This window comes from Psychrobacter sp. JB385, from assembly GCF_900163785.1.
Classification (GTDB): Bacteria; Pseudomonadota; Gammaproteobacteria; order Pseudomonadales; family Moraxellaceae; genus Psychrobacter.
Genome location: NZ_FUKN01000001.1, coordinates 227454 through 241914 on the forward strand (window position 1 = coordinate 227454; position 14461 = coordinate 241914).

A 14461-nucleotide genomic window follows, 5' to 3' on the forward strand; every position below is an offset into this window, starting at 1 on the left:
TGGGAATAACTAGTGAGCGACATGGTAAAAAATACCTTATTGTGGCTGGTGGTAATCGGCGTTTTGGTGCTGGTATTCAGTGGTTTTGATCAATCATCTGAGCCAGATAGCCTTAACTACTCTGAGTTTGTGACCGCTGTGTCAGAAAACCAAGTAGCCAGTGTGGAAATCGATGGCGAGCAGATCACCGGCGAGAAGAAAAATGGTTCATCTTTTGAGACCATTAGACCAGCTGTGACCGACGATCAGTTGATGCCAATGCTACGTGAGAATCAAGTCGAGGTTCAAGGAACGGCACCGAAGCGTCAAAGCGTGTTAATGCAGTTACTGATAGCAAGTTTCCCAATTCTTTTGATTATTGGTTTGTTCTTATTCTTCATGCGTAACATGCAAGGCGGCGCTGGCGGTAAAGGCGGCGGCCCTATGAGCTTTGGTAAGTCAAAAGCCAAAATGTTGACTGAAGATCAAATCAAGGTCAATTTTGGAGACGTTGCTGGCTGTGAAGAAGCCAAAGAAGAAGTGGTTGAAGTAGTCGACTTCTTACGTGATCCGGACAAATTTACCAAGCTTGGTGCGACTATTCCGCGTGGTATTTTGATGGTAGGCCCACCGGGTACTGGTAAGACATTGCTAGCAAGAGCCATTGCTGGTGAAGCCAAAGTACCGTTCTTTTCGATTTCAGGCTCTGATTTTGTCGAGATGTTCGTGGGTGTAGGTGCTTCGCGTGTACGCGACATGTTTGAACAAGCGAAGAAAAGTGCCCCTTGTATCATTTTCATCGATGAGATTGATGCAGTTGGTCGTCATCGTGGTTCTGGTACAGGCGGTGGTAATGATGAGCGTGAGCAAACTTTGAACCAGTTATTGGTTGAGATGGACGGTTTTGAAGGCAATGAGGGCGTTATTATTATTGCTGCAACAAACCGTGCAGATGTACTTGATAAAGCCCTATTACGTCCAGGTCGTTTTGATCGTCAAGTACAAGTAGGTTTGCCAGATATCAAAGGCCGTGAGCAAATCTTAAAGGTGCATTTGAGAAAGTTGCCAAATACTATTGGTGTTGATGCAGGGTCTCTTGCCCGCGGTACACCGGGTTTCAGCGGGGCGCAACTTGCTAACCTTGTGAATGAGGCGGCGCTATTTGCTGCTCGTCGTAACAAGGTCAGTGTCGATATGAATGACTTTGAAGATGCAAAAGACAAGCTGTATATGGGCCCTGAGCGTAAATCTATGGTGATCCGCGAAGAAGAACGCCGTGCAACCGCTTATCATGAAGCAGGTCATGCATTGGTTGCGGAGTTATTACCAGGAACGGATCCTGTGCATAAAGTTACGATTATGCCGCGCGGTTTTGCTCTTGGTGTTACATGGCAATTGCCAGAACATGACCAAACCAGTATGTATAAATCAAAAATGCTGAGCGACATTGCTATTTTGTTTGGTGGTCGTATTGCAGAAGAAGTCTTTATTCATCAGATGTCTACTGGCGCTTCTAATGACTTTGAACGAGCAACTAAAATGGCACGTGCCATGGTCACTAAGTATGGTATGTCAGATGCGCTTGGTATTATGGTGTATGAAGACGATGACAGCTCGCAAGGTTACTTTGGTGGTAGCCGTACGATTTCAGAGGCTACTCAACAAAAGGTAGATGATGAAGTACGCCGTATGCTAGAAGAGCAGTACGACATCGCGCGTGAATTGATTGAAGGCAATCAAGAAAAAATGCACGCGATGGTTGATGCTTTGATGAAATGGGAAACCATTGATCGCGATCAGCTTCAAGATATCTTGGCAGGTGAAGAGCCTCGTCCACCAAGAGTGTATCAACATAACGAAGTGAACTTGTCAAAAAACGATATTAAAACGTCTGGTTCAACGCCACCACCGTTGCCAGCGATGTAAATTGCAATTGATAAATAACTCATAAAAAAGCCCTTTATTATAAAGGGCTTTTTTATTGACATCATTTTATGAAGGGTTTAGGACAGAGTAAGATTTACTGGTATCATTGACATAGAAACTATTTACCAAAATATATCTATAATGGATTGATAATGTCCCTATTTGAATCATTACCAAAGTATGAAATATCTGGCCGTAATAAAACGCTAGATTTGTCTCAGCCGCATGTGATGGGCATACTTAATGTCACGCCAGACTCATTTTCAGATGGTGGCCAGTTCACTTCTGTTAATAAAGCAGTGGCTCATTGTCAGCAGATGCTGCAAGAAGGTGCGACTATCATCGATATTGGCGGCGAATCTACCCGTCCAAATGCGAGTATCGTGGCTACTAACGATGAGATACAGCGTGTGGTGCCAGTGGTTCAAGCCATTAGACAATATTGTGGTGACGAGGTTTGGATATCTATCGATACCAGTAATCCAGCAGTAATGCAGGCAGCATTCGATGCTGGTGCAGACATTTGGAATGATGTGAGGGCGCTTAGGCGTGAGGGCGCCATAGCATTAGCTGTCAAGCTCGACATACCCGTCATGCTCATGCATATGCGCGGTGAGCCAACTACCATGAATGATCTTGCGCAATATACAGAGGTGGTCAAAGAAGTAACCGCAGAGCTGAGTGCACGTATTGAGCAAGTCACTGGTCTTGGTGTTAAACGTGAAAACATCATTATCGATCCAGGCTTTGGCTTTGCTAAGGATTACGAGCATCATTGTGCACTGTTAAAGCACCTTAATGAATTACAAGCATTGGAATTGCCTATGATGTTTGGTATTTCACGTAAGCGCTTTCTAGCGGAGGTATTGACCAAAGGTGGCGCGGCGTCGATGGTAACGACACAAGCAGTAGAGCGTGATGCTGTTGGCACTGCGGCAGGAATTTTTGCGATACAGCAAGGTGCCTGTATTGTCCGCACCCACAATGTGTCTATGATGCAGCAAGCCGTGGCATTGTGGACACAGCTGGCTGCATATCATCAGCATTAATCTTAATTTTTGGTGGTAGATGCAGTGAACAGAGGTAGCAAGTGTTTGCTTTAACCATGGTCTCTCGCCAAATTTATAATCTGACCTTGAGAACTATATTCTATTTACTTTAAAAATGAGACGGTGCGACTAAGATAAATGTTACGCTGTCCTCGTGTCAGCAGGATGTAAGGAAAATTTATACTAGTCGCTCGTTCTCCTCAACATATCGGTTTTATGTCAAACTGGCTATAATGTCCTATCAATTTCTAGTGTTCTATTACAGTCATTACCAATCATAATCTGAATAAACGAGACTCCTCTATGACCATACCTTCTCAACCAGAACCCACCAATGAACAACGCCGTATTATTTACCAAGCACGTCGCGGATTAAAAGAGTTGGATTTTTATATTGATCCTTATGTAAAAGAGCTATACCTAACAGCAGAGCCAGCTGAACAAGAAATATTTGCACAGATGCTAACGCATGAAGACCCTGACCTGTTGGATTATTTTACTAATCAAAATCGTCCAGAAGATGATGCCATGTGGGCATTGGTAAATAAGATTAAAACTTGGCGTCATACCAAAGACTTAATGTAGTTCTATGTCTTTGGTAGTAAATCGCGGTGTACTAGTGCTAGATTGGCAGTCACAAGTGCTTAGCTAGCTTATTGGCTTAACCTTTTATCAGCCCTTAATTATGAATTCAACACCTTCTTTACGTATTGATACAGCCATTCAGCCAACCAGCTCGTTGCGTTTTCTGCTATATGGTGGGTTAGGCAGTATAATGGGACTGCTAGCATGGCTTGCTCCTTTATTCTTATGGCAGTATGTACTTTTATTGATTGTGGTCACAGTAGTGACAGTCTATTTAGCCTTCTCACGTCCGATACCCTTACATTTTAGTCAGCCGCCGCTTAGCCACCGTCTGGACAAACACTGGCAGTTACTTATCAGAACCAGTCGCGGTGATGAGCTGTGGCAAGCGCAACTGGTCGCTATCCATGGTTGTCGATGGGCCGTAAGCCTTGAGTTCATTATCGTAGAGCCTTATAGACGCCCGCTAGCAATCACTGTATTTCGCGATCAAGTAAGCGTCAATCAATGGCGTGAGCTGGGTGTTTTAGCCAATATAAGTACTAATAAAACCTAACGCTCAACTCTTCTATCACTTTAAAACTTACTTCCCCCTTGCGTGAGCTTACGAAGCCCTACATGTCATAACAAAATACCTATCTTGAAGTTAAAATAGATTTGTTATATTGCATACAGCAGATGAATCAATACGATAGCTACCGTTTAGGCAGCTATGGATGAGAGATTGATATCTTAAAATATAATGATGGTTTCTCTGTAACAAATACTAGAATAAACAAAGGAGTAGAAGATGAGCTTATTAGGGAATTTAGTGAGCCAAGTTGCCCGTAGTGCAATGAACCCAGAAGATGCACAGCGTAATCCAGTCAACCAACATACCAGCGCGCGTCGTACTGGAGGTCTTGGCGATATCTTGGGTAGTGTGTTAGGAGGTAGCACTCAAACAGGTGGGTACAATCCTCGACAGTATGACCGCCAACCTGACAATGGCTTTGGTTTGGATGACATTATAGGTAGTATCACTGGCAGTAATCAGCGTGGTAGCACGAGCTCAGGTGCAGGTGGTCTGGGAGATATTTTAGGCAGTGTATTGGGCGGTCAGCGTAATAAAGGCAGCTTTGGTGGTAAAGGGATGCTCATTGCTATGCTAATGCCAATGGTACTCAATTGGATCAAAAATAACGGCGGTGTGAGCGGTGCCTTGTCAAAAATCACTGGCATGGGATATGACAAGCAAGCGCACTCTTGGATGAGTAATCAAGAAGACAATGACAATCTCGATCCAAATGAAGTCAGCCGCTTCTTTGATGAAAGCGAAATTCAACAAGTGGCTGCTCATACGGGTGCTAATGAGACAGAAGTACGTCAAGGTCTTGCCGAATTGCTCCCTGAGGTGATGAATCAATTAACCCCTAATGGAAACTTGGATAACGAAGCGGAAGCGAACGACGAAATTAATCAGATTATGAGCCAACTGTCTAACCGATTAACGACCTTAAAGTAGTTTTTATCAAATAAGCACAAGTACTAAAGCAAGCCTGCATTGACAAGCATCGATAGCTGATTAAATATAAACTAAGTGCATAGATGGTTATTAATTTTAATAAGTGTCTGTTAGAAGCGTTCATCTAATGATTCTAACGTATAATTGAGCGCCTCAAAACAGACATCAGTATTGAATCCTCTGTATTGCAAAAACCGTAGCTGACGTGCTTTGTCTTTTTGTTCAACTGGTATGTCATTGCCGTACTTCTTAGTACGCGCTATGACTGCCAATTTTAGCCAATCAACGCCATCAACCAAGTTATCTTCACTATCATCGACAAACTCACTAAACTCATCAGATTCGCTATTTGCCATATCGATCAGCTCATCGATATTACTGGGCAAGGCAATTTTTTTGCGATAGAACTCTTGTTTGATGCGACCACGCCCTCGACCTTTACGAATATTTTCACGTATGAGCATTAGGGTGGTGCGATAATCACTTTGGTAGCCTTTCTCCTCAAACTCATCGAGGAGCGCATCGATTTTTTCTGGGTCTTGTTCTTTATCAATCAGCTTTTGCTTGAGTTCAGCTTTGCCATATTCACGGCGTGACAGATAATAAAATGCCAACCAACGTAAACGACTTTCAGCTTTAACGGCATCGATGTCTGCTTGGCGTTGTTCAGGCGTACGCAAGTAAGCTTTGAGAGCGGCGGGTAAGTTGTCGGCTTGACTGCTGGTGTCGGCATCATGAATCATGGATGGCGTAGGAGCATGTAGATTGTCTACTGAATGCGACGCTTCGCCAGTATCGAGGTTAGGCTTTTTTTCGTCAGAGTGATGGACGTTGTGCTTAACCTCTGCCAGCATCTCTTTGATACTTTGGGCTTCAGGTGGCTGATAAGCAGGCACATCGCTCGACTCTGCTACGAAGTGAGCAGCTGGATGAAAACGTTTTTTACGTTTCTTAGAATGGGGTGTTTTTTTGATAGTATGAGAAAGATCATCAGCTGACTCCAGCTTAATTCTAGAACTGTTAGTCAAAGAATCACTTTTGTCTCTCTTGTTTGCATACGTAGGCCGTTTATCAGAAGCACTGACTTTCTTAGGTGCGTTTTTATCAACGCGCTCAGAAGACTTTTTGCGCTTGGCATCAACAGCACTCGCTGAATCGGTGTCCGACTCAGCGAGTATTTCGGCTAGTGTTTTGATTTTCATAATGGGTAATAACTATTGATAGTAGTGAGTTATCAAAAGGTTATTGGACAGGCTCAGGAGTAAAATCTTCACTGGTTTCAGTGTCATCCACGGCCTTACTATCTTTTTTGGTGCCAAGCTTTTCGTCACGAATTTTATCTTCAATTTCTTTGGCAATGGCAGGGTTTTCTTTCAAAAATAGTACAGAGTTGGCTTTACCTTGACCGATTTTTTCGTCGCCATAGCTATACCAAGATCCTGCTTTACCTACTGCCCCAATCTCAACACCTAAGTCAATAACTTCAGCCAAGTGGTTGGTACCTTCGCCATAGGTAATTTCAAATTCTGCCTGACGGAATGGAGGTGCCATTTTATTTTTGATGACCTTAACACGCGTTTGGTTACCAATAATTTCATCGCCGTTTTTGACCGCACCGATACGGCGTATGTCCATACGTACTGACGCATAGAATTTGAGCGCATTACCACCGGTGGTGGTTTCAGGACTACCGAACATAACACCAATTTTCATACGAATCTGGTTAATAAATACAACCATACAGTTAGAGCGTTTGGCATTACCTGTAATTTTGCGTAGGGCTTGGCTCATAAGACGCGCTTGTAGACCCATGTGCGAATCACCCATCTCGCCTTCAATCTCTGCACGTGGCGTCAAAGCGGCAACCGAGTCAATAACAATCATGTCGATGGCACCTGAGCGCACGAGCATATCAGTAATCTCAAGTGCTTGTTCACCATTATCAGGCTGTGACAGCAATAAATCGTCTGTATTCACGCCTAATTTGCGCGCATAAACAGGATCAAGTGCATGCTCGGCATCGATGAAGGCACAAGTACCGCCTTGCTTTTGACACTCTGCAATAGCCTGTAATGTCATGGTAGTTTTACCAGAACTTTCAGGCCCATAAATTTCAACGATACGGCCTTTTGGCAGACCACCAATACCAAGCGCGATATCCAAACCAAGGGAGCCTGTGGAGACTACATCAGCGTCAAGAATGGCTGAGTCATCACCAAGGTGCATAATGGTATTTTTACCGAACTGCTTCTCAATTTGACCTAATGCCGCTTTAAGGGCTTTGGCTTTATTGTCGTCCATACTGGATTCCTTGTTTGCAATAATTAATTTGGAATTATCAATTTCTATGCTATAAATATAAGATTCATACTATTAAATATAATGCTTCAATAGAATAATGGTTAGCCCAGTGTTAGAAATAGGCCATACTTAGCTAAGGCAAGTGGATAATGACATCAATACCGTAGTTAACAATATCAGATATTTCGCTCTACTATACAGCAAAATTAAATTTTGATAAAAGTAAAACTAAGTTCATTAATAAGGGTTAACACTTATTTATCATCCTATTGAATAGATGAGGTAATTATAACAAAATCCAAGGTGGTAGTAGGGTATCAGGGCATGTTAAACGACATCAGCTGTCGTATAGTGTGTGACTGAGATTTTATAGAAAATTGCTATTAGAACATCGATGGTTTTGGAACTTAGAATGGTATGACTTGTCAACAGTTTTATGAGTTGTCCACAATAAATATAATGCTTTTATTTGCTCACTGTGAAACATCCCCTTATGGACTAATATTTTTTAAGAATGTTAAAAATAATTTTTTATGACTATATATGAGATATAAATAATTGATTTTAAAAGATTTTTAAATTGTACAAAAAATGAACGATTTTACCTAGTCCTTTATGTTACCTAGCAGAAATCTTGTCAAGTAGCGACTTATACACAGGGTTATCCACAGCTTATGGGGAGAACTCATGAAGCCCTTATAGCATCAATGTTTGCGCCGATGGCAAATATTGAATAGCGTGTACGTAGCCTATATTGCGCGCTTGTAAAGGCGTGTGTTTGCTCATAATTTGACGAATTTTTTCTATGTTTCACATATGACAATTTGATGAATTTTTTTAGCCAAAAATATCTACGCCCCATAAATCAAAGGGTGGCGTTGTCAAAATACCTCATTATGCTGCAAAAGATAGTAAATTAATCATCGATAAGTACAAAAAAGCGGCTAAGTCACTTAGCCGCTAAATAAATTTGGGTCAAAAACACTTTATCTATATTAGTCTTTGATATAAATCAAATCCCATACGCCATGTCCACGATCTAAACCACGACGCTCAAATTTTGTCATTGGACGAAAGTCAGGACGCTTGGTGAAATTGCCTGCACCTGCTTGATTGGTCAAACCTTCAAAACCATCTAAAACGTCAACCATCCAAAAAGCATAATGTTCCCAATCGGTTGCAGTATGGAACCATCCGCCTTGTTTTAAACTGTGTGTCACGATAGACATACGTTCTGGGCTGACGAAACGGCGCTTATAATGACGCTTTTTTTGCCATGGATCAGGGAAATAAAGCTGGATACGATCAATATGGTTTTCGGGTAATTGCTTTAGTAACTGGATGGCATCACCATTGATGATTTTGACATTGGTTAAGCCTTGAGTACCAGCCATATAGGCGCATTTACCAATACCTGGCTCATGCACTTCGATGCCGACAAAATTGCGCGTCGGTTCAGCGGCTGCCATCTCAATGAATGAATCGCCTAAGCCAAAGCCAATCTCTAAGGTAAGGGGGGCATCGCTGCCATTTGGGCTATCAGCAAATAGCGAGCGTAAATCATCGATACCTGCTAAGTTGCCATCGCCAAAGCTATTGTTGACCAAGTACGCTGCAAACTCTGGAGCAGTTAGTGCCAGTTCAGCGTTCTTATTCATGTGTGTGCGTCGCTTCATGAAGGTGTTGACAATACGCAAGTGCTTGTCAGAGGTTGGTTCTGCGTCAGTATCGGCACTGGCATCAATATCGATAGACTCGTTAGCGTTATTAAGGGGTGGCTCATCAGCTGGATGGCTCATGGCGTTATCATTGATATCAGAATGTGGACTCATAGTATTAATAAGGCTTATTTAGGTGGGTAAGATACGCTCATTATAAGTGAAATCTATACAAGTGTGAACGTACAATCCTATTGTAGCGTGTTTGCTGTCAAACTGTCGGGTTTCTCCTTGCTATACACAGGTTGGTGCGTTGTCATATAATCATTGTTGTTAGAGTATTTTTCTAAAAGCTAATAGAGCATACCGCCATGCTATTTATTGAGACGGACTCGCCACCCCCTTTTTATCAAGAACAATTGACGCCTAAAAAACGTCAGCAATTGGATCAATGGTTTATTGGTCATCGTAGTCAGCACTATTATCTTAAGCGCTTTGAACAATTTGATCGGCAAGGGTATCTATCACCAAAATGGCATTGGGCAGCATTTTTTGTGACGTTTCCTTGGCTGCTCTATCGTAAGCGTTATATGGATGCCATCGTATACAGTGTAGCAGGGTGGTCATTCATACAGCTTAATATTGCCATTGTGTTGGTCATGTTTGAGTTTGTGGCGATGGATTTTATTCCAGACGCTTATCAATTGGCAACACGGATAAGCATTGCCGCACTGATTTGGTTGTTTTGGTCGTTTATGGTGGCACGATGGACGGATGCCTATTATTATCGCATGGCGCGACGTGAGATTGCAGATGCGCTCAATGACCATCCGCGAGATGAAGCCATGCAACAAGCGCATTTGCGCCGAGAGGGCGGCGTCAGTTTATTTGGTTTGGGACTGGGTTTTGGGCTTTTCGCATTTGCGTTAATAGTGATCAAGGTGCAGTTTTTGCCTCTAATTGCTAAGCCAAAAGCAAATGCGGTACTGTTTGATGCTTATGATACGGTCAAAACTGCCCAAAATCGCGTGGCACTCATATATCAACAAACTGGTGAATGTCCGGTTGATCTGCCTATGACGATGGGAAGCCAACAAATCCGCATTGACATAGACACCAATGCCGCAGGTGTTGCAAAAACAGATTGCGCTGTCATTGCAACGGTCCAAAACATGACATTCCCGATACGTTACTTAAATGATCAAACGCTGATCTTTTATCATCTACCTGATAGTGATGATTGGCGCTGCATGAGCTCACTCAGTCAAAGGCAAGCCCCTGATAGTTGCAGTGCTGACTAAAAGATTCTGGTCATCAATGCTTAGAATCGGTAGCAATGTCATTGTCACTATCCGCGGGTGTCGCTTGACTCTTTAACGCGTCATAAAACTCGCTCAAATCCATCTTACGAGCTTTATCAATGTCTTCATCAAACAAACTCTCAAGCTCTGCAATTGCTGATTGTGCTGACTCAATCATACTAGCCTCATCGTCGTAGATGGCTTGCTGGCGCTCAATCAAATCATCGTCATAATCACGGAAGGTTTTTACGGTTTCTCGTGCTTTTTCTGGTGAGATACCAAGCAGTTGTAGTGATTCTCGCGACATGTCTAGAGACGATAGATAGGTCTCACGCCAAATGTGACGTACGCCAACCTCACGCAAACGATAATAATGCTGACGGTCACGCGCGCGTGCTAATACAATAATCTTGGGATAATTCTTGCGTAAGTATTGAGCCGTTGTGATAGAACGCTCTAGATCATCAATAGCAAGAATAAAGAGGCGGGCTTTTTTGATCCCTGCTGCGCGCAATATTTCTGGATTTTTTGGGTCACCATAATAGACTTGGTTACCGAATTTACGGACAAAATCTACACGGTTTGCTGAGCGTTCAATCGCGGTAAACTCGATGTTATGCATGCGCAGTACACGACCAATAATCTGACCGACTCGTCCAAAACCAGCAATGATAACCTGATGCTCATGATCTGGAATGGCATCGTACTCTCGGCTTGGTTTACTCTTGGCAAATAAAGGCTCACCAATTTTTTCTAACAATAAAAATGCCAGTGGCGTGAGCGCCATAGAAATGGTGACGATAAGGTTGAGCGTATTGGCAAGCTCTGGTCGTAAAACATTTTGGGCAGTGGCAACACTGAATAAAACAAAGGCAAATTCACCACCTTGAGCCAAAGTCACACCTAGCCTGATACTGGTCGGCCATCGATTGCCCAACACTTTAGCAATCGCGGCAATGACACCAAACTTGATGACCATCAGTCCTAGAGCGCAGCCAATAATAAAGAGAGGTTGTGACAAAATGAGTTTGACGTCGGTTAACATACCAACCGACATGAAAAACAGACCCAATAATAGCCCTTTGAACGGTTCGATACTGGCTTCTAGCTCATGACGATACTCTGAATCCGCTAGCAATACCCCTGTCAAAAATGCGCCTAATGCCATCGACAGACCAATCTGTCCCATCAAAATAGACACGCCCATTACGATGAACAATGCGACCGCTGTCAGTAGTTCTGAGGCACCGCTTGAGGCGACAAATTTAAAAAACGGTCGAATGATATAACGGCTGGCAAAGATGAGTCCGGCAAAAACGGCAAAAACCTTACCAAAATAAATCAAATCATAACTTTGTTCACGTACGCCTGATAAGAACGGAATGACAGCCAACAGTGGAATGACAGCGATATCTTGAAATAATAAAATTGTAAATGCTTCACGGCCATGCGTGCTTGAGAGTTGCTGTTTTTCGGTCAATATCTGAAGTACAAACGCAGTAGAAGAAAGGGCGAGGCCAAAACCGACGATAAAAGCAGTGTCCAGTTGTAAGCCAAAAAACTGATGCAAAAGCCCCATCAATAACGTGCCAGTAAGACCGACCTGTAGACCACCCAGCACAAATATAGAGCGGCGCAATGCCCAAAGCCTCGACGGCTGAAGTTCAAGGCCAATGATAAATAACAGCATGACCACGCCAAACTCAGAAAAGTGCAACAGACTCTCAGCGTCGCCCGCGACATCTAAAGCACTTGGTCCTAATATCAACCCTGTGATGAGGTAGCCTAGCACGGTCGCTATACCGAAGCGTTTGCCAAGGGGTACAAAGAGCAGCGCTGCGCCCAAGAAAATCGTAGCTTGTAACATTAAATTTGGTGAGCCGGCGGCGGCAGCGAGCATTTTGTATCCTTAAGGGTGACGATAAAATAAACAATATAGAATGATAAAACGTAAGCCGATGGTACGATAAGCCACCGACTTGCGTTATTTTTTACGGTAAATTTTCCAAATGCCATTATCCGCAAGTGGATTGCTATAAGCATCATTACGGCGCTTACGCGGCGTCTGCCGACTATCTACGATTTTAAAATCAGGTAGGGCGTGTACGATAAGCCCTGTGCGATAAAAGCGCACGCGTTCTGGCTCCAACATCTCACCTTTACTATCACGGCAAAAAACATACGCACGCAAATCGATAAACTCACGATGTGCAACCAAACGTGCCTCATCGTCATTATCAAACACAGCAGCCATACGCGCGATTTCATCAGCCGTATAATCCCCGCATTTGTCAGTGAGTGCCCCTACAGAACCGAAGCTTTTGGATTCTTTGGCACGTGTTTTGGTCAGATGTAGGCGTTGAACATGATAAATAAACTGCGGTATTTCAAGGCTGGCAGGTAATGGCAGATAATCAGGTGGTAGGTTTGCCGCAGGATAAAAAGCCACTGCGCGTTCTAGTAGAGGTTGCCAATCGTGTTGGTAGGCCTGAACTTCGGCTAAATTGCCTTCATAAATAGGCATGTCGCGGATTTGACGCAAAATATCAGGTGGAAATTGCTCATTACGAAAACGGGCAATGTCTTCTTGTAGCGTTGACAGCAAAACCTTGGCGTGTTTTTTACCATCCTTTGATGTAGGGTCTTCGATATGGTCTGGGGCGACAAAGGGCGCTGAGCGTTTAGACATAATAGAAGGTCACCGTGGTGATGAATAAAGCGTTTAAGCCTTAAGTATACAGAATTTATATAAAAAATATGACAATAAGACCAGTTTTTTCAGCGTTTTTATCTACTATCGCAATGATAAAACTCAATATAACGGGCGCTTAATTAAGATGGCATCTTTTGCAAATTTGCTCTGTTTATTTCAATGATGATGACCCATATGACTGTCCATCGCTTCTGTACGCTCTGAGATATTACAAACCAGTGCACTGCTATGCGCTTGAGTTTGCGGATGTGACGAGCTCTCAACCTGAATGGTGGCATGATGAATATCAAGGGCAAGTAATCTTTGCTCAAGATTGGCAATCAATATACTTGAGTCATGAATACTCATGTCCCCATCGACAGTCACATGACAGGATAAAGCGTTTAAACCACTAGTAATGCTCCAAACATGCAGGTCATGGACTTCTTTTACCTGCGGGTGTTGTTGTAGTGTTTGCTCAATCTCGACTAAAGATATATGAGACGGCGTACCTTCCATGAGAATATGGACGGAGTTACGTACGACACGATAGCCACTGACCAATATAAGAACGGCGACGATCACTGAGGCGAGGGCATCCGCCCAGACCCAGCCAAACCCCATCATCAATAGAGCAGCAATGATAGCAGCAACCGAACCCATCAGGTCACTCAATACATGTAGATAAGCACTGTGCATATTGAGATTGACGGCTTCTTTTTTGTTTGATGATTGAGTGTCTTCTTTACCATGACTGTGTGTATGATCGCTGTCATTATGTTGACTTCGATGCATGAGCCACGCCACCAAAATATTGATCAGCATGCCGACTATCGCCACAATCAACATGCCTTGAGTTGCGATTTCCGGCGGAGAATTAAAGCGTTTGATGGCTTCATAAAAAATCATTAAAGCAATGACAATCAACGTTGCCCCATTTACCGTCGCAACTAAAATCTCAAAGCGTTTATAGCCAAAAGTTTTTTGATGAGTGGCCGATTTTTCTCCGATTTTAAAAGCCATCAAGGTGACGCCAAGTGCGATGGCATCACTCAGCATGTGACCTGCATCAGACAATAACGCTAAGCTTCCTGTCAGCCAGCCACCAATCGCCTCGATGAACATATAGCTTGTGATGATGATAAAGCTAAAAAGCAAGGTTTTCTGATAACCTCTCGTATCTCGCGCTGCGACTGCTTGTGTAGAGTGTGGCTCATGCTCATGACTGTCTTGTTTGCCGTATCCATCATGTGCATCACCAGAGTGCGGCCCATGTGTATGAGCAGCATTTTGATGAGAAGGATGATTGGAAGTAGAGTTTGACTTCTTTGGCGTCATAGCAACACTCAAATTTGAAAGAGTTAAAGGGTCTGTACTGACTTCTTACCGTATAGCGATGTGGCTTTAAGCAGCAGCCGACAGTGTGACTATGAATTTAACATAGCTTGAGATGAGAGGTTGTAGTG

General features: G+C 43.2%; 11 protein-coding genes and 1 pseudogene. 6 read left to right on the forward strand and 6 right to left on the reverse strand.

Annotation, left to right across the window (positions count from 1 at the left end; all coding sequences use genetic code 11):
• Window positions 1-12 precede the first annotated feature (12 nt).
• The 5 genes from ftsH to CZ794_RS00995 all read left to right on the forward strand — a co-directional run bounded on the left by ftsH (window position 13) and on the right by CZ794_RS00995 (window position 5043).
• Window positions 13-1905, forward strand: a complete 1893-nt coding sequence (gene ftsH, locus CZ794_RS00975; protein ID WP_087039780.1) for an ATP-dependent zinc metalloprotease FtsH — start codon at window positions 13-15, stop codon at window positions 1903-1905.
• A gap of 152 nt (window positions 1906-2057) precedes the next feature.
• Window positions 2058-2954, forward strand: a complete 897-nt coding sequence (gene folP / locus CZ794_RS00980; RefSeq protein ID WP_087039781.1) for a dihydropteroate synthase — start codon at window positions 2058-2060, stop codon at window positions 2952-2954.
• Window positions 2955-3257: 303 nt separating this feature from the next.
• Window positions 3258-3539: a succinate dehydrogenase assembly factor 2 gene (locus CZ794_RS00985; protein ID WP_087039782.1), complete on the forward strand. Its 282-nt coding sequence runs from the start codon at window positions 3258-3260 to the stop codon at window positions 3537-3539.
• 100 nt (window positions 3540-3639) lie between these two features.
• The gene (locus CZ794_RS00990) at window positions 3640-4095 is read left to right on the forward strand and encodes a hypothetical protein (RefSeq protein WP_087039783.1); all 456 of its coding nucleotides are present in this window, start codon (window positions 3640-3642) and stop codon (window positions 4093-4095) included.
• A gap of 234 nt (window positions 4096-4329) precedes the next feature.
• Window positions 4330-5043: a YidB family protein gene (locus CZ794_RS00995; RefSeq protein ID WP_087039784.1), complete on the forward strand. Its 714-nt coding sequence runs from the start codon at window positions 4330-4332 to the stop codon at window positions 5041-5043.
• A 110-nt stretch (window positions 5044-5153) separates the two neighbouring features.
• On the opposite strand, the gene CZ794_RS01000 is transcribed toward CZ794_RS00995, so the two are convergent.
• From CZ794_RS01000 to trmB, 3 genes and pseudogenes are all read right to left on the reverse strand, one after another.
• Window positions 5154-6245 (reverse strand): regulatory protein RecX, encoded by a 1092-nt coding sequence (locus CZ794_RS01000; protein ID WP_087039785.1) that lies wholly within the window; start codon window positions 6243-6245, stop codon window positions 5154-5156.
• A 40-nt stretch (window positions 6246-6285) separates the two neighbouring features.
• Window positions 6286-7344, reverse strand: coding sequence for a recombinase RecA (gene recA, locus CZ794_RS01005; RefSeq protein WP_087039786.1), 1059 nt, complete (start codon window positions 7342-7344; stop codon window positions 6286-6288).
• Window positions 7345-8339: 995 nt separating this feature from the next.
• A pseudogene (gene trmB, locus CZ794_RS01010) lies at window positions 8340-9059 on the reverse strand (tRNA (guanosine(46)-N7)-methyltransferase TrmB); the annotation flags it as partial.
• Window positions 9060-9373: 314 nt separating this feature from the next.
• Here trmB and CZ794_RS01015 point away from each other — a divergent pair.
• The gene (locus CZ794_RS01015; protein ID WP_087039788.1) at window positions 9374-10303 is read left to right on the forward strand and encodes a DUF2628 domain-containing protein; all 930 of its coding nucleotides are present in this window, start codon (window positions 9374-9376) and stop codon (window positions 10301-10303) included.
• A 13-nt stretch (window positions 10304-10316) separates the two neighbouring features.
• Here CZ794_RS01015 and CZ794_RS01020 read toward each other — a convergent pair whose 3' ends face one another.
• The 3 genes from CZ794_RS01020 to CZ794_RS01030 form a co-directional block, all read right to left on the reverse strand.
• Complete coding sequence (locus tag CZ794_RS01020) at window positions 10317-12203, reverse strand: monovalent cation:proton antiporter-2 (CPA2) family protein (RefSeq protein ID WP_087039789.1); 1887 nt, start codon at window positions 12201-12203, stop codon at window positions 10317-10319.
• Between the two features lie 84 nt (window positions 12204-12287).
• Window positions 12288-12992, reverse strand: a complete 705-nt coding sequence (locus CZ794_RS01025; RefSeq protein ID WP_087039790.1) for a hypothetical protein — start codon at window positions 12990-12992, stop codon at window positions 12288-12290.
• A 180-nt stretch (window positions 12993-13172) separates the two neighbouring features.
• Entirely contained in the window at window positions 13173-14333 is a 1161-nt protein-coding gene (locus CZ794_RS01030; protein ID WP_087039791.1) for a cation diffusion facilitator family transporter, read from the reverse strand.
• Window positions 14334-14461: the final 128 nt, after the last annotated feature.